Genomic DNA, 16,282 nt, shown 5'->3' with positions numbered 1-16,282 from the left:
TCCCGGCTCCCCTCTTCAGCGCTCCAGCTCCCGGTGAGCCGTCTCCGGCAGCCGCAGGTACACCGAGGAGGACAGCAGGCAGAGCGCGGCGACGTACCAGGGGAAGAGACCGGTGCGGCCCAGTTCCTTGAACAGGGTGCCGACGTACGGTGCGGTGCCGCCGAACAGCGCCACGGTGAGCGAGTACGGGAAGCCGATGCCGGCCGCGCGCACCCGGGGCGGGAACACCTCGGCGTTGACGGCCGCGCTGACGGACGTGAACCCGGTCAGCAGCACCATGCCCGCGCAACTCACCAGCAGCAGCACGGCGAAGGAGTCGCGCAGCGCGTGCAGCAGCGGCACGCACAGCACGGCGAAGCCCACCCCGAAGCCCAGCAGCAGCGGCCGGCGCCCGACCCGGTCGGACAGCAGCCCGCCGAGCGGCTGGAGCAGGGCGAAGAAGGCCAGCGCGATCGTGCTCGCGAGCAGCGCGTCCGACTTCGCGACGCCCGCGTTGATTTCGGCGTACGTCGGCAGGTACGACGTCCAGGTGTAGTAGGCGAGGGTGCCGCCCGCGGTGATGCCGGCGATGAGCAGGGACTGACGCGGATGGCGGCGCAGCGCCTCGAACAGGCCGGGCCGCGGCGCCCGCCGCTGCTCGGCGCTGCGGGTCTCCTCGGCGCCGCGCCGGATCCAGAAGCCGACCAGGCTGAACGCCCCGCCGAGCCAGAACGGCACGCGCCAGCCCCAGCCGTCCATCGCGGATCCGGGGAGCGTGTCCACGAGCAGGGCGGCGATGCCGGACGCGACCAGCTGGCCGGCGGTCGTCGAGACGTACTGGAAGCTGGAGAACAGCCCGCGCCGGCCCGGCCCCGCCGACTCCACGAGGAAGGTGGTCGAGGCCGCGAACTCGCCCCCCACCGACAGACCTTGGAGCAGCCGGGCGGCGACCAGCACCACCGGGGCCGCGACGCCCGCCGAGGCGTAGGTGGGGGTGAGGCCCACCAGCAGGCTGCTGCCGCCCATCAGCAGGATGGTGACGGTGAGGGCGGCCCGCCGGCCCCGCCGGTCGGCGACGGCCCCCATGAGCAGCCCGCCCACGGGCCGCATGAAGAAGCCGACCGCGAACACGGCGAACGTGGACAGCAGCGGGACCAGGGAGTTGCCGGTGCCCTTGGGGAAGACCGCGGCGGCGATGTAGGTGGCGAGGAACGTGTAGGCGTACCAGTCGTACCACTCCACGGCGTTGCCCACGGAAGCGGCGACGAGCTGTCGCGCGGATCGCCTCGTCCGCCGCGGTGCCGGCGTCTGCTTGCCTGTCATGATCGCGTCTCTCCCCGGCCGGCGGGCGCCGCACACCTCATGTAGCGATGAGTTCACATCCGGGCCACCGCACCCTTCCCTGACGTTTGCTGCTCTTGGAACACTCGCTCCGCGCACATTCCGTCAGCTGGCGGATCGTGTACGTCAGGACGAGAGGACCCTCACCCATGCCCGAGGTCAACCGGCGGCGCTTCCTCCAGCTCGCGGGCGCCACCACGGCGTTCACGGCGCTGGCCGGCAGCATCCAGCGCGCGGCGGCCCTGCCCGCCCGCTACCGCACCGGAACGGTGGACGATGTGGAGCACATCGTCGTCCTGATGCAGGAGAACCGTTCCTTCGACCACTACTTCGGCTCCCTGCGCGGAGTACGCGGCTTCGGCGACCCCCGCCCGGTCACCCAGAACGGCCGGTCCGTCTGGAAGCAGTCCGACGGCACCAAGGACATCCTGCCCTTCCACCCCGACGCCGACGACCTGGGCCTGGCCTTCCTCCAGGACCTCCCGCACGGCTGGAACGACGGCCACGCCGCGTTCAACGGCGGCAAGTACGACAAGTGGGTGCCCAACAAGTCCGCCACGACGATGGCGTACCTGACGCGCGACGACATCCCCTTCCACTACGCCCTCGCCGACGCCTTCACCGTGTGCGACGCCTACCACTGCTCGTTCATCGGCTCCACCGACCCCAACCGCTACTACCTGTGGACGGGCCACACCGGCAACGACGGCAAGGGCGGCGGCCCGGTCCTCGGCAACGAGGAGAAGGGCTACGGCTGGACGACGTACCCCGAGCGCCTGGAGCGGGCCGGGATCTCCTGGAAGATCTACCAGGACATTGGCGACGGTCTGGACGCGAACGGCAGCTGGGGCTGGATCAACGACGCCTACCGCGGCAACTACGGCGACAACTCGCTGCTCTACTTCAACCAGTACCGCACGGCCCAGCCCGGCAGCCCGCTCCACGACAAGGCCCGCACCGGCACCGACGCCCGCAAGGGGGAGGGCTTCTTCGACCGGCTGAAGGCGGACGTCCGGGCGGGCACGCTGCCCCAGGTCTCCTGGATCGTCGCCCCCGAGGCGTTCAGCGAACACCCCAACTGGCCGGCGAACTACGGCGCGTGGTACGTCTCCCAGGTCCTGGACGCGCTCACCGCCGACCCCGACGTGTGGGGCAGGACCGCGCTGTTCATCACCTACGACGAGAACGACGGCTTCTTCGACCACGTCATCCCGCCCTACCCGCCGGCCTCCACCGCCCAGGGCAAGTCGACGGTCGACCCCGCGCTCGACGTGTTCAAGGGCGACAGCGGTCATGCCGCCGGCCCCTACGGGCTCGGCCAGCGGGTGCCGATGCTGGTCGTCTCCCCGTGGAGCAAGGGCGGTTACGTCTGCTCCGAGACCTTCGACCACACCTCGGTCATCCGGTTCATCGAGCGCCGCTTCGGCGTCCAGGAACCCAACATCTCGCCCTGGCGGCGCGCCATATGCGGCGACCTGACCAGCGCCTTCGACTTCTCCCGCCAGGACACCGCCCCGGTGGCGCTGCCCTCCACGGCCGGCTACCGGCCGCCGGACGGCAACCGGCACCCGGACTACGTGCCGAAGCCCCCCGCCCAGGGTGCGCTGCCCCGCCAGGAGCCCGGCAGCCGGCCCACCCGCCCGCTGAAGTACGCCCCGGCGGTGGACGGTTCGGCGGACACGGCGGCCGGCAAGTACACGCTCACCTTCGCCTCCGGGCCCGGCGCCGGCACGGCCTTCCTGGTGACGTCCGACAGCCGTACCGATGGTCCCTGGACCTACACCACCGAGGCCGGCAAGACCCTCTCGGACACCTGGAACTCGGTGTACTCCGGCGGCAATTACGACCTCGCCGTGCACGGGCCGAACGGCTTCCTGCGCGTCTTCAAGGGCCGCAACAAGGTGGCCGGCCCGGAGGTCACCGCCCGGCACACGGGCGACGACATCGAGCTGACCTTCACCAACAAGGGCTCCGGCACGGCCCGGCTGAAGGTCACCGACGGTTACGGCGGCAGCCCGCTGACGGTGACGGTACGGCCCGGCGCGACCGTGCGGCAGACCGTCGGCCTCGCGGCGAGCAAGCGCTGGTACGACCTGACCGTGACCTCGGACGCCGACCCGGCCTTCGTGCGCGGCTTCGCCGGCCATGTGGAGAACGGGCAGCCCGGCGTCAGCGATCCGGCGATCGCCACGGGGTGAACGACCGATGAACACCGCTCCGTGCGGACTGGTCAGGTACCGGTCAGGGCAGGGTAGTGTGCCCCGGTGACCACGCAATCGAACACCCCTGCCGGCTGGTACCCGGACCCGCACGGAGCACAGAGCACGCTCCGTTACTGGGACGGCACGCAGTGGACCGACCACACCAACCCGGCCCAGCAGGCCGCCGGGCAGGTTCCGCCGCAGCAGGCCCCGGCGCAGCAGGCCGCCTTCCCGCAGCAGCAGGCCGCCACCGCCGACCCCAAGGTCCAGCGCCAGGTGCAGCAGCAGGCCGGTGTCGCGGCCGGCGGCGCCGGCGGCGGCACCCTCTTCACCGAGCCCGTCCTGGTCGTGAACCAGAAGGCCAAGCTCATCGAGCTGACCAACGAGTACAAGGTCATGGACCAGAGCGGCCGGGAGATCGGTTCGGTCACCCAGGTCGGCCAGGGCGTCCTGCGCAAGATCCTGCGCTTCGTCTCCAGCCTGGACCAGTTCCTGACCCACAAGCTGGAGATCCGCGACGCCCACGGCCGGCCGCAGCTGCTGCTGACCCGGCCCGCGAAGATCTTCAAGTCCCGGGTGATCGTGACCCGTCCGGACGGCTCCCCGGTCGGCGAGATCGTCCAGAAGAACATGATCGGCAAGATCAACTTCGCGATGATGGCGAACGGCCAGCAGGTCGGCGCGATCAAGGCGGAGAACTGGCGGGCCTGGAACTTCGCGATCGTCGACCACGCGGACAACGAGGTCGCCCGGATCACCAAGACGTGGGAGGGCCTGGCCAAGACGCTCTTCACGACCGCGGACAACTACGTCCTGCAGATCCACTACCAGCTGCCCGAGCCCCTGCTCAGCCTGGTGGTCGCGACGGCGCTGACCGTGGACACCGCGCTGAAGCAGGACGCCCGCGGCTGGGGCTGACCGGAAGCGGACGCGCGGCGGCGCGGCCGGTGCCAGGGGACTCCCCGCGCACCGGCCGCGCCGCCGTATCCGCCTCAGAGCGCCGTGAGCTGCCCCGGCTGCTCCGGCTGTTCCGGCCGCCGCGGTGCCGGCGCGGGCCCCTCGGCGGCCGTCCGCGGCGCGGGCTGCCGTGGCAGGAGGCCCGGTCGCCGTGTACCCGCTTCCGGCTCCGGCCGACGGGGCACGAGGGCCGGTTCCGCGGTGGCCGTGTCCGGCGCCAGGGCCAGTACGGCCGCCACCGGATGCTCCTCGTCCGCCGCCCGCTCGCCGGAACCGGGGGAGGTGCGGGCGGACCGGGTGAGCAGCAGCACACCCCAGGCGGCCAGTCCCGCGCCGGCCAGCGCCAGCAGCACGCCGCCGGCCCCGCCCCGCAGCCCCTGCCCCAGCAGGCTGAGGCCGATGATCGCGGCTGCGACCGGGTTGGCGAGGGTGACCACGGCCAGCGGGGCGCCCAGCCCGCCGCGGTAGGCGGTCTGGGACAGCAGCAGCCCGCCCACGGCGAACGCGGCGACGAGCACGGCGCCCACGATCACCTCGGTGCTCAGTACCGGTCCCGAGCGGTCCGTGGCCGCCACGGTCACCGTCTGGGTGAGCGCGGAGGCCACCCCGGAGGCGAAGCCGGACGCGGTCGCGTGCCTGAGGCCCGGCCGCGCGCCGGGCCAGGACAGCAGCCCGATCGCGGCCGCCGTCGCCCCCGCGACCACCAGCGCCGCCGGCAGCGACAGCACCCGCGAGGGCGCCGGACCGGAGGCGGCGACCAGCAGCGCGGCCAGCCCCAGCAGGGTGAGCGCCGTACCGCGCCACTCCACCGCGCTGACCCGCCGTCCGGCCGCCCGCGCGCCCAGCGGCACGGCCGCGACGAGGGTGAGCGCGCCCAGCGGCTGCACGACGGTGAGCGGGCCGTACTTCAGGGCGACGACGTGCAGCAGCGCGGCGGCGGCGTTCAGCCCGACCGCCGACCACCAGGCGCCGGTGCCCAGCAGCCGCAGCAGCCCGGTGCCGGCGCTGCGCGCGGCCAGTCGCTCCTGGGCGACGGCGGCCAGCGCGTAGGCGACGGCCGACACCAGCGACAGACCGAGGGCGGCCAGGGCGGCCGCGCTCATCGGCCCGCTCCCGCGAGCACGGGCTCCCGGCCGGCCGGCACACCGGTGCCGCGTCCCGCCGTGGTCGCGGTGCGCCGGGGCGGCGGGACGGCGGCGAGGGCGAGGCCGAGCATGGCCGTGGCCACCAGCGCGTCGAGCCAATAGTGGTTGGCCGTGCCCACGATCACCAGCAGGGTGATCAGCGGGTGCAGCAGCCAGAGCAGGCGCCAGCGGGACCTGGTGGCGGCGATCAGGCCGATGGCCAGCATCAGCGCCCAGCCGAAGTGCAGTGAGGGCATCGCCGCGAACTGGTTGGACAGGTGGTCGCTGGAGGGCGGTCCGTACACGGAGGGGCCGTAGACGCGGCCGGTGTCCACCAGGCCCGTGCCGGTCAGCATCCGCGGCGGGGCCAGCGGGAAGGTGAACGGCAGCGCCAGGGCGGCGGTGGTGACGGCCGCGAGGACCCGGCGGGCCCAGACGTAGTGCGCGGGCCGGCGCAGATACAGCCAGACCAGGAAGGCGAGCGTGGCCGGGAAGTGGACGGTCGCGTAGTAGGTGTTCGCCAGATGGACGAGGGTGTCGCCGTGCAGGAGGGCGGACTGCACGGCGTTCTCGTGGGGGAGGTGCGCGGTCCGCTCCAGGTCCCAGACGCGGCGGGCGTTGCGGAACGCGTCGCCGGTGTGGCCGGTGGCCAGTTGGCGGCCGAGTTTGTAGACGAGAAAGAGCCCTGCGACCAGCAGGAACTCACGTATCAGGGGCGGGCGTGCCGGGGTTCCCGGTGCGGTGTCCGCCTCCGCAGGCTCGGTTCGGGCATTCATCCCCCGGCCCCTTCGCTGACGGTGGTGCGTGTGGTGGTGCGTACGCGTCCCGGTCGGTCACCGGAACTCATCGATACGTTGGCGTACCGATACGCAAGTGTACCGATACGGTTGAGTACCGGTACACTTGCGTATCGATTGATGTGCGCCACACTGGAACCAGCACGAGCGAGGGGAAGCACCGCATGACGTCGCAGGCCGCGGAGGGACCGGAAACGGTCGTCGCCTCGCGCCGCTCCAAGATCACGCCGGAGCGTGAGCGGGAGTTCTTCGACGCCGTGCTGGAACAGATCCGCGAGTGCGGCTACGACTCCGTCACCATGGAGGGCGTCGCCGCCAGCACCCGGTGCAGCAAGTCCACGCTCTACCGGCAGTGGAAGACCAAGCCGCAGTTCGTCGCGGCGGCCCTGCGCGCCAGCCGCCGGGTGCGGTTCGCCGGCATCGACACCGGGTCGCTCGCCGAGGACCTGCGCCAGGCCGCGCGGGCCGCGGGCGACTGGTCCGGCAAGGACACCCGGCTGCTCCAGGCGCTGGGGCACGCGGTGACCTCGGACCAGGAACTGGCCCGGGCGCTGCGCGAGGCGCTGGTCCACCCGGAGATCGCCGCGCTGGAGGAGATGCTCGACCGGGGCGTCGCCCGGGGCGAGGTCCCGGCGGACCACCCCGCGCTGGAGTACATCCCCGCCATGATGTTCGGCGTCCTGCGTGTACGACCGGTCCTGAACGGGCAGTACGCCGACGCCGACTATCTGGTCCGGTTCGTGGAGGCCGCGGTGCTCCCCGCGCTCGGACTGGCATAGACGCGGGCTGCCGTTCACGGGATGACTGAACGGCGACCCGCCCGCGCCGCACCGTGGGGACGGGGGCGGCGCGCACCCCCCGGCCGGGTGGGATTCCTCTTGAGCGGAGGGGAACCCCACCCGGCCGACTCGTGCCCGCGCGGTCTCGGCCAGTACCCACCGCCGGACGGGCGGCCTCGGCCAGTACCCACCGCCGGACGGGCGGCCTCGGCCAGTACCCACCGCCGGACGGGCGGCCGGGAGTACGCCGGGCTGCGGGAACCCGCGTGTGCCGCTCAGGCCGCCGCGACGTTCCCGCGCTCGCCCCGGGCGCCCGGCGCGCGGCCGCTCGCGTTGTGCCCGCCGCCTCCGCGGCAGGAGCACCGCCGGATGCGGCTCGACGCCCGGTTCGTCCGCCCGGCCCGGCGGCGGCCACCCGCACCGAACGGAACGGCAGGGGGCGCGTCCGCGCCTACGCGCCCCGCCCGGCGACACGCTCGACCTCGCCCGGCACCAGATGCCACGGGTACTCACCCGGCTTCTCCCGACCCGGCCGGTGCGGCACGAACCCGCCCGGCCCGTACGGCACCCGCACCCCCCTCTCCCAGAGGTCGCCGACGCTCCGTTCGAACTGCCGGCGCCGGGCACGGTCCGCGTTCACGCAGGGCATCGCCACCATCGCGACGCCCTTCCCGATCCCCTCCGCGACCACGCCGACCACGAAGTCCCGGGTGGTGCCGAGCGCCCACGCGTCGACCGTGCCGAACGTGGCCGAAGGCGAACGCGATCACGTCCGCCTTCGGCCGCACATCGGGCTCGCCGGGCATCTCGTACCCGGATCGCACCGGGTACCCGGTCAGCTCGGCGAGCGCCGGGAGCCGGTCGCCGAGCCACCGGCTCGCCGTCGGCGTCAGCCCGAGGCATACGTCGGAGCCGCACGCCTCTCCTGTGCTGTACCTGTTCGGATCGGCGGCCGAGCCGGTCCTCGACGTGGCGAGCGTGATCCGGGATGCGCAGGGCCACCGGGCTCTCCCGGAGGCCGCCCGCCGGGCCTACACGGCCTGCCCGTTGCCCGTGCCGGCCGACGAGACCTTGATTCCCTCCAGGATCTCGTCCATGACGGACAACTGCCGGCCGACGTCCAGGCCGAAGCGGATCACGACGAACCGTTCGGGGGCGTTGGGGGAGGGGAAGGCGACGGACTCGACGTAGCCGTCGGCGCCCTTGCTGGTGACCGCCTTCCAGCGGACCAGGTAACCCTTCTGCCCGGCCACCGTCACGGCCTTGGAGGCCAGTACCTCGTGCGAGGTGATGCTGCCGTAGGCGGTGCCGCCGTAGGACTCCTTGGCGTTGGCCGCGATGTCCGCCTTGGCGACCTCCTCGGCGGTGTCCCCCTTGATCCGCAGCACCGGCGCCGGAGCCGAGTAGGCGCCGCCCGCGGTGCAGGTCTGTGCCGTGTCGCCGGGGCACTTGTAGGTGTCCTCGGAGGTCACCTGCGCACCGGCGGCGATCGACTGCCCGGTCCACCCCTTCGGCACCGGCAGGCTGATCCCGTTGACCGGGTCCGGCACCGAGCCGCCGCCCTCCACCTCCGGCGCCCCCGAGCGACCGGGAGACGGCGAGTCCCCACCGGATCCGCCGGGGCCTCCCGGACCGCCGGACCCGCCTGAGCCGCCGGGGCCTCCCGGACCGCCGCCCGGCCCCTGCTGCGAGCCCGCGCGGTCGCCGCCGCCGTCGTCCTTCGCCAGGGCGTACACGCCGACCCCGATGCTCGCCAGCACCGCGGCCGTCACCGCGACGGCTATTCCGGTGCGCAGCCCGCGCCGGGACCGGGCCGGCGGTTGCGCCGGATACGAGGGATACCCCGGATACCCCCCGTACCCCCCGGGCGCCGGGGCACCCGGCTGCGCCGCCTGCGGCACCGGGGGACCCCACGGGGCGGCCGTGCCCGCCGGCCGGGTCCGGTCCGTCCAGGCCGTGCCGTCCCACCAGCGCTCGGTGGGCGGAGCGTCGTTCGTCTGCCCGGGGTCGGGATACCACCCGGGAGGAGTCACCTGCGTCATGCCCCCACCGTATGAGGTGACGGTGAAAGTGTGATGAGAGGATTCGACGTCCCGCCGGCGGGTCAGGACATCCGCCTCCGGAAACCCCCGTGCCGGAGGCGTTCCAGAGCCCCGCGGCCCCGCCCCGTCGACGCCTCCGCCACCGGCCCGCCCGGGACCGCCGTCGTCCGCGCGCACCGTCTTTCACCCGGCCGGGCAGCACCTGCCCCGACCGACCCCGCGGGCCACGCCGGACGGCTACGCTCGGTGCCTGTATGCCGTGCGGGCCACCTGGGGAGGGAACGGATGACGGACGGACGGCCAACGGCGGTCGGCTCGGCACCCCTGTGGGAGCGGGACGCCGAGATCGCCACCGTCGCCGCGGCGCTCGACGCCCTGTGCGCCGACCAGGACTCCGCCGGCGGCCTGCTGGTCTTCCGCGGCAAGGCCGGCCTCGGCAAGACCGCGCTGCTGGCCGAGACCCGCCGCATGGCCGAACGCCGCGGCTGCGCCGTCTGGTCCGCCCGCGGCGCGGAGACCCTCAGGTCGGTCCCGTTCCACGTCCTGCGGCAACTGCTCCAGCCCGCGCTGCTGTCCCTCCCGCGCGACGAGGTCCGCGACCACCTCGGCGACTGGCACGCCATCGCCGGCCCCGCCCTCGGCATAACCCGACCACAAGGCGACAAGGCCGACCCGCACTACGTCCGCGACGGACTCGTCTCCGCCGTCCGCCGGATCGCCCGCCGCACCTACCCGCTCGTCCTGCTCCTCGACGACGCCCACTGGGCCGACCCGGAAACCCTGCGCTGGCTCGCCGCGTTCGCCGAACGCCTGGACGACGTACCCGTTCTCGTCGTGATCGCCCGCCGGCCCGACCAGACCGGCGGGGCCGGCGCCCGCCACCTCGACGCGGTCGCCGCCGCCGCGGGCCGGCCCGTCAACGACCTCAGCGCCCTCACCCCGGACGCCACCGCCGGACTCACCCGCGCCACCCTCGGCCGGCACGCCGACGACGCGTTCTGCCGGGAGGTCTGGGCGGTCACCGACGGCAACCCCTACGAGACCGTCGAACTCCTCGCCAAGGTGCACGACAGCGAACTGGAACCGGTCGAGGTGCACGCCGGGGAACTGCGCGCCCTCAACCGTGCGGCCCGCGGCGGCGGACTGGTCGACCGGATCAGGAGCCTCGGCCTGGAGGCCACCCGGTTCGCCTGGGCCGCCGCCATCCTCGGCACCGGCATCACCGTCGACATGGTCGCCCGTCTCGCCACCATGGACGACGACCTCGCCCGCCGCTGCGCCGACGTGCTGTGCACCGCCCGCATCCTCACCCGCCGCCCGGCCACGGACGCCGAAGGACGCGACGACGAGCTGGAGTTCGTCCACCCGCTCATCGCCACCGACGTCTACCGCTCCATCCCCGCCGGGGTGTGCACCGCCATGCACGGCGTCGCCGCGCAGATCATCACCGAGCTGGACCGCGGCGCCGCCGAGGCCGCCCGGCACCTGCTGAAGGTGCACCCGGACGAGGACGAGGAACTCGTCGAACAACTCCGCCAGGCCGCCCGCGAACACCTCGCCGTCGGCGCCCCGGACGCGGCCCGCCGCTGCCTGGAACGCGCGCTGCGGGAGCCGCCCCTGCCCGAGGTGCACGCCCACGTGCTGTACGAACTGGGCTGCGCCACCCTGCTGACCAACCCCGCCGTCTCCATCGACCAGTTGCGCGGCGCGCTCGGCATGCCCGGCCTCGACGGGGACGACCGGGCCCACGCCGTCGTCCGCCTCTCCCAGGCGCTGCTCCACAACGACCAGCTGGAGGAGGCCGTGCGCACGGTGGAGGCCGAGGCCGCCCGCCACGCGGCCGGCCCGGTGCGACTGCGGCTGCAGGCGTTCCAGTTCATGTGGGAGGGCATCCACGGCGAGACCGCCGCCCCGGCCCGCTCCCGGCGCCTCGCCGAACTCGCGGGCACCTGCACCGGCCGCGACAACGCCGAACGCGCCCTGCTGATCCTGCGCGCCTTCGACGCCATGACCCATGGCGAGAGCGCCGACGCCGTCGTAGACCTGTGCGACCGCGCCCTCGTCAACGGCCGCCTCGCGCCCGGCCTCGGCTGGACCGATCCCGAGTGGGGCATGGAGCTGCTGATGATGCTCGGCAGCGCGTACGCCTACGCCGACCGGCTCGACCGCGCCGAAAGCCTGTTCTCCGAGGCCCGGCGCGTCTACACCTCGGCCGGCTGGCGCGGCGTCCATCTCTCCCTGGCCAACGCCTTCCTGGGGCTCGCCTACCGCAGGCAGGGCCGGCTGCGCGACGCCGAGACCACCCTGCGCGAAGCCGTGCGGCTCGCCGAACGCGTCGGCCGCCGCCTGCCGTTGTACTGGTCGGCCACCTGCGGACTGGTCGACACCCTGCTGGCCCGCGGCCGGGTGGAGGAAGCCTGGTCGGTCGCCGAACAGTACGGTTTCGCACCGCCGTACCCGTCCACCATCGTGCTGCCCGACATCCGTTCCGTGCGCGGCCGGCTGCTGCTGGCCGTGGGCCGCACCGCGGAGGGCGTCAGCGAGCTGGAGGCCGCCGAGAAGACCGCCGCCTCCCGCGGCGGACACAACCCGGTCCTCGCGCCCTGGTCCGTCGACCTCGCCCGCGCCCTCGCCGGAACCGACCCGGCCCGCGCCGCCCGGCTCGCCTCCGACGCCCGCAAGCAGGCCGAGCGGTTCGGCACGGACACCGCCATCGGCGAGGCCCTGCGCTGCGCCGCCGCGCTGGAGACCGGTCAGCGCGCGGAACGGCTCGCCGCCCGGGCCGTGGCCTACCTGGAGGCCTCGCCCTGCCAGTACGAGCACGCGGCGGCCCGGATCGAGTACGGCATCGCCGCGGGCTCGGCCGTGGACCTCACCCGGGGCCTGGACCTCGCCCGCCTCTGCGGCGCCGACGGACTCGCGGCCCGGGCCGAGGAGGCACTGGACAACGGACGGGGCCTGCACTGAGCCGGCCCCGGCTCCGCCAACCGCACCGCTCGGTGACCACCGCCGGCGCCGGCACGGAGCTCCACGGTCTGATCCACCCTCACGGACCACGGCGATGTCCCTGCAGACGGCCGGGCGCGCCCCCTCGCCCCGGCCGTCCACCGGGTGGACTCGGCGAACCTCCTGGCCCGCACCGACGGCGGCGGCCGGCCGGACTGCCATGATGCCGCGGGTGTCCACCACCACAGACCTCTGGCACCACTACGGCCGCACCCGTGCCGAACGCGACCGCGCCGTGCCCGAGACCTTCTCCTGGGCGTGGAGCCAGGACAGCGGGCCCGGCCCGGAACTGCTGGGCGAGGTGGCGGGCGGCACCGTCGGTGACCTCGGCGCCGGAGCCGCCCGGCACGCCGCCTGCCTGGCCACGCACCACCTTCCCGCGCGCGTCGACGCCGTGGACGCCTCGCCCGCGCAACATGCCATGGCCACCGGCCTGTTCGGCTACCTCGCACCCCGCCTGCGCATCGTCCGTTCCGATGCCGTGCGGCACCTGCTGGATGCGGCCGGCACCTACGACGTGCTGTACAGCGTGTTCGGCGCGGTCGACTTCACCGACCCGCGAGAGCTGCTCCCGGCGGCGGCGGGAGCCCTGCGGCCCGGCGGCCGGCTGGTGTTCTCGACCCTCGCCCACTACCTGGGTGGTGCGCCCGCCGAACCCGATGCCGTGCCGGCCGAGGTCGCGGCGCGGACCCCAGGCGGGGAGGCGACCACGATGCGCCGCTGGGTACTCCAGGAACACGTCTGGACGAAGGTCCTGGACGAGTCGGGGTTCACCGGCATCGGCATCGACACGTTGCCGTCACCCGCCGACGCGCCGCGCGGCGCCGCCACTTTGCTCGTCAGGGCGGTCCGACGGGCCTGAACGACCGCCACGGAGCCGCTGCCCGCGCCGTCTCGGCGGACGTGTCGGAGCACCTACGGTGTCCCGGTGCGCGCACCGCCGGGAACGAGCCGCCGCCGAGCGTACGGCCGGCAGGGGCACCCCCGCCGCCGGTCAGCCCGTCTCCTCCTCGGCGAGCACCCGCTGGGCCGTCGCGAACGCCGAGTTGGCGGCCGGTACCCCGCAGTACACCGCGGTCTGCAACAGCACCGCGCCGATCTCCTCCGGCGTCAGACCGCCCCGCCGCGCCGCCCGGACGTGCATCGCCAGTTCGTCGTAGTGGCCGTGCGCGACCAGCGCGGTCAGCGTGATCATGCTGCGCTCACGGCGCGACAGCGTCGGGTCGGTCCAGATCTCCCCCCAGGCGTAGCGGGAGATGAAGTCCTGGAAGCGGGCGGTGAACGGGGTCTGCCGGGCCTGCGCGCGGTCCACATGGGCATCGCCCAGTACCTCGCGGCGCACCGCCAGCCCGCTCGCCGGCGGCCCGTCGAGCTGGGCGCGCAGCGCCCCCAGCACCGCCCCGGGTACCTGCGCCGGAGCCAGATGGGAGGCCCCGGGCAGCTCCACCAGCGCCGCCCCGGGCACCGCGTCCGCGATCTCCCGCAGATGCGCGGGCGGGGTCGCGGGATCCTCCCGCCCGGCCACGAGCAGCGTCGGTACGGTGATCTCCGCGAGCCGGTCGCGCAGGTCGAACGAAGCGAGCGCGTCACAGCAGGCGGCGTACGCCTCCGGGTCCGCCGACCGGTGGTCCCGGACCAGTTCCGGCACGCTGAACCCGGGCGTGAACCAGCGCGCGCCGGCGCTCTTTGCCAGCCACTCCAGGCCCTCGCGGCGCACCCGCTCCGCCCGCTCCCGCCAGGGCGCCGCCCCGCCGAAGTGGGCCGAGGAGCACAGCACGGCCAGCGAGGACAGCCGCTCGGGATGGTGGACGGCCAGGTGCAGGCCGACCGCGCCGCCCAGGGAGACGCCCGCGTAGGCGAACCGGTCGACGCCGAGTTCGTCGGCGAGCGCCAGCACCAGCGCGGCCAGGTCGCCGACGGTCGCGCCCGGTCCGATCAGGCCGGCCGCCGAACCGCCGTGCCCGGGCAGGTCCCAGCGGATCACCCGGTGGCTCGCGGACAGTTCGGGCGCCACCCGGTCCCACAGGGCGAGCGAGGTGCCGAGCGACGGCCCGAGCAGCAGCGGCGGGGCGGAAACGGGGCCTTCCGCACGGTGGTTGAGGTGGATCACGGTCAACGTCGCTCCAGAGCACGGTCGGTGAGGGGTCCGGCGAAACCGGTGTACCGGGCGGGGTCGGCCGCCTCGTCCAGATCGATGCCCGCCAACTCCTCCTGTTCGGCGAGAAGTTCGCGCAGCGGGCGGTCCTCGGTGTGGGCCCGGCGGGCCAGTTCGGTCAGCAGCTCCTTGGCCCGCGCCCGGCCGAGGACGGGTGCGAGGACGGCGGTCAGCCGCTCGGAGACGATCAGTCCCCGGGTGCGGCCGAGGCCGCGGCGCATCGCGTCCGGGTGCACCCGCAGCCCCTCGGCCAGCTGAGCCGCCTGTCCGGCCGCGCCGCCCACCAGCCGGAGCAGATCGCGCAGCGGCTCCCACTCGGCGTGCCAGGCGCCGGCCGGCCGCTCGTCCTCCGCGGCCAGGCAGCCGTACAGCGTCGCCGCGAGCTGCGGGGCGCGCCGGGCGGCGGACGCCAGGAGCGTGGCACGCACCGGGTTCGCCTTGTGCGGCATGGCGGACGAGCCGCCGCCGCTGCCCTCGCTCACCTCGCCGATCTCGGTGCGCGACAGCGTCAGCACATCCACGGCGAGCTTGCCGAGCGCGCCCGCCGTGAAGGCCAGGCACCCGGCCAGGTCCGCGACCGGTGTGCGCAGCGTGTGCCACGGCAACTCCGGTGCGGCCAGCCCGACTTCCCGGGCGTATGCCTGGGTCAGGGCCGCCGCGTCCCGGGCGCCGTACGCCTGGAAGGCCGCCAGGGTGCCGGCGGCCCCGCCGAGCTGGGCGGGGAGCGAGTCGCGCACCCGGGTGAGGCGGTCGCGCGCGTCCAGCACCAGCGAACGCCAGCCGGCCGCCTTCAGCCCGAACGTGGTCGGCACGGCGTGCTGGGTGAGCGTCCGGCCCGGCAGCACGGTGTCCCGGTGCCCGGCGGCCAGACGGGCCAACGCCCGCTCGGAGCGCGCGAGATCGGCCAGGACCGGTCCGAGGGCACGCACGGCGACCAGCATCGTCGCCGTGTCCATGATGTCCTGGCTGGTGGCGCCCCGGTGGACGTAAGGGCCGTACTCCGCGCCGACCGCCGCGGTCAGGTCGGCGGCCAGGGGAATCACCGGATTGCCGCCGCCGGCGGCACGGGCCGCCAGGGAGCCGAGGTCGAACCGGGCCGGATCGGCCGCCTCGGTCACCGCCGCCGCGGCCCCGGCCGGGGCGAGACCCAGTGCGGCCTGCGCCCGGGTCAGCGCGGCCTCGGCGTCGAGCAGCGCCCGCAGATACGCGGCGTCACCGGTCTCGGTCACCGCGCCCGCCGTCCCCCGTCCGGGGTCCAGCAGGCCGGCGTCGGTGCAGGGTGAGGACTCGGATGTCACTGGAACTCCAGGAAGACCGTCTCGCCTTCGCCCTGAAGGCGGATGTCGAAACGGTAGGTGCCGTTCCCCTCGTCACCCGCGATCAGCGTGTCCCGCCGGTCACCCACCCGGGTGAGCAGCGGGTCGGCGGCCAGGGCGGCGTCGTCACCCGGCAGGTAGACCCGAGTGAACAGATGTACGAGCAGGCCGCGCGCGAAGACACAGACGCTGAGGTAGGGCGCGTTCCGCCCGCGCGCGCCGGGACGCAGCGTACGCGCGTACCAGTGGCCGCTCGCGTCCGTCTGGACGCGCCCCCAGCCGGTGAACTCCACGCCGTTGCGGCCCAGGAAGCCGCCCGTGGCCGCGTCCCGCCGCAGCGAGCCGTCCACGTGCGGCACCGTGCCGTCGGGCCGCGGGCCCCAGAGCTCGATCAGGGCGTCCGGCAGCGGTTCGCCCGCGCCGTCGAGGACGTACCCGTGCACGGTGACGGTGTCCGGGTGGCCGAGCGGGGCGATCTCCTCGCCGCCGGGGAACGGCAGCGCGTAGCCGTAGAACGGGCCGACCGTGTGGGACGGGGTGGGCAGCGCCTGCTCCGGGCCGGCCGGGTCGATGATCGTCATGGCG

The 16,282-nt window shown here is 74.4% G+C and carries 13 protein-coding genes; 5 read left to right on the top strand and 8 right to left on the bottom strand.

Features of this window, described 5'->3' with window-relative positions; translation table 11 throughout:
- Window positions 1–15: 15 nt before the first annotated feature.
- Window positions 16–1,302 (bottom strand): MFS transporter, encoded by a 1,287-nt coding sequence (locus AB0E62_RS32100; RefSeq protein ID WP_362201755.1) that lies wholly within the window; start codon window positions 1,300–1,302, stop codon window positions 16–18.
- Between the two features lie 167 nt (window positions 1,303–1,469).
- On the opposite strand from AB0E62_RS32100, the gene AB0E62_RS32095 reads away from it, so the two are divergent.
- Entirely contained in the window at window positions 1,470–3,518 is a 2,049-nt protein-coding gene (locus AB0E62_RS32095) for a phosphocholine-specific phospholipase C (protein WP_362201753.1), read from the top strand.
- A gap of 66 nt (window positions 3,519–3,584) precedes the next feature.
- Window positions 3,585–4,439, top strand: a complete 855-nt coding sequence (locus AB0E62_RS32090) for a phospholipid scramblase-related protein (RefSeq protein ID WP_362201750.1) — start codon at window positions 3,585–3,587, stop codon at window positions 4,437–4,439.
- A 74-nt stretch (window positions 4,440–4,513) separates the two neighbouring features.
- Here AB0E62_RS32090 and AB0E62_RS32085 read toward each other — a convergent pair whose 3' ends face one another.
- Together AB0E62_RS32085 and AB0E62_RS32080 are read right to left on the bottom strand one after the other, a co-directional pair.
- The gene (locus tag AB0E62_RS32085; RefSeq protein WP_362201747.1) at window positions 4,514–5,581 is read right to left on the bottom strand and encodes a hypothetical protein; all 1,068 of its coding nucleotides are present in this window, start codon (window positions 5,579–5,581) and stop codon (window positions 4,514–4,516) included.
- Complete coding sequence (locus AB0E62_RS32080) at window positions 5,578–6,378, bottom strand: phosphatase PAP2 family protein (RefSeq protein ID WP_362201744.1); 801 nt, start codon at window positions 6,376–6,378, stop codon at window positions 5,578–5,580. Before AB0E62_RS32080 ends, AB0E62_RS32085 begins: the two co-directional genes overlap by 4 nt.
- A gap of 185 nt (window positions 6,379–6,563) precedes the next feature.
- On the opposite strand from AB0E62_RS32080, the gene AB0E62_RS32075 reads away from it, so the two are divergent.
- Window positions 6,564–7,178 carry a TetR/AcrR family transcriptional regulator C-terminal ligand-binding domain-containing protein gene (locus tag AB0E62_RS32075; protein WP_362201741.1) on the top strand — a complete coding sequence of 205 codons (615 nt, stop codon included), beginning with the start codon at window positions 6,564–6,566 and terminating at the stop codon, window positions 7,176–7,178.
- 451 nt (window positions 7,179–7,629) lie between these two features.
- On the opposite strand, the gene AB0E62_RS32070 is transcribed toward AB0E62_RS32075, so the two are convergent.
- Window positions 7,630–7,878 carry a hypothetical protein gene (locus AB0E62_RS32070; protein ID WP_362201739.1) on the bottom strand — a complete coding sequence of 83 codons (249 nt, stop codon included), beginning with the start codon at window positions 7,876–7,878 and terminating at the stop codon, window positions 7,630–7,632.
- Window positions 7,879–8,209: 331 nt separating this feature from the next.
- Window positions 8,210–9,220 (bottom strand): DUF2510 domain-containing protein, encoded by a 1,011-nt coding sequence (locus tag AB0E62_RS32065; RefSeq protein ID WP_362201736.1) that lies wholly within the window; start codon window positions 9,218–9,220, stop codon window positions 8,210–8,212.
- A 285-nt stretch (window positions 9,221–9,505) separates the two neighbouring features.
- Here AB0E62_RS32065 and AB0E62_RS32060 point away from each other — a divergent pair, with 285 nt between their 5' ends.
- Window positions 9,506–12,187: an AAA family ATPase gene (locus AB0E62_RS32060; RefSeq protein WP_362201733.1), complete on the top strand. Its 2,682-nt coding sequence runs from the start codon at window positions 9,506–9,508 to the stop codon at window positions 12,185–12,187.
- A 211-nt stretch (window positions 12,188–12,398) separates the two neighbouring features.
- Window positions 12,399–13,088, top strand: coding sequence for a class I SAM-dependent methyltransferase (locus AB0E62_RS32055; RefSeq protein WP_362201730.1), 690 nt, complete (start codon window positions 12,399–12,401; stop codon window positions 13,086–13,088).
- A gap of 132 nt (window positions 13,089–13,220) precedes the next feature.
- On the opposite strand, the gene pcaD is transcribed toward AB0E62_RS32055, so the two are convergent.
- Genes pcaD through pcaG form a run of 3 tightly spaced genes read right to left on the bottom strand, consistent with a single transcriptional unit; the run spans window position 13,221 to window position 16,278 of the window.
- A complete protein-coding gene (gene pcaD / locus AB0E62_RS32050) occupies window positions 13,221–14,342 on the bottom strand; it encodes a 3-oxoadipate enol-lactonase (protein ID WP_362201727.1) in 1,122 nt (373 codons plus the stop codon).
- On the bottom strand, window positions 14,339–15,679 hold the full coding sequence (gene pcaB / locus AB0E62_RS32045) for a 3-carboxy-cis,cis-muconate cycloisomerase (RefSeq protein ID WP_362201724.1): 1,341 nt from the start codon (window positions 15,677–15,679) through the stop codon (window positions 14,339–14,341). Before pcaB ends, pcaD begins: the two co-directional genes overlap by 4 nt.
- Window positions 15,676–16,278 (bottom strand): protocatechuate 3,4-dioxygenase subunit alpha, encoded by a 603-nt coding sequence (gene pcaG, locus AB0E62_RS32040; protein ID WP_362201721.1) that lies wholly within the window; start codon window positions 16,276–16,278, stop codon window positions 15,676–15,678. Before pcaG ends, pcaB begins: the two co-directional genes overlap by 4 nt.
- Between the last annotated feature and the right edge of the window lie 4 nt (window positions 16,279–16,282).

The sequence above is a fragment of the Streptomyces sp. NPDC038707 genome (genome assembly GCF_040636485.1).
Classification (GTDB): domain Bacteria; phylum Actinomycetota; class Actinomycetes; order Streptomycetales; family Streptomycetaceae; genus Streptomyces.
Note: the sequence above shows the minus strand (reverse complement) of the source record. Positions and strands in the feature narration are given on the sequence as shown.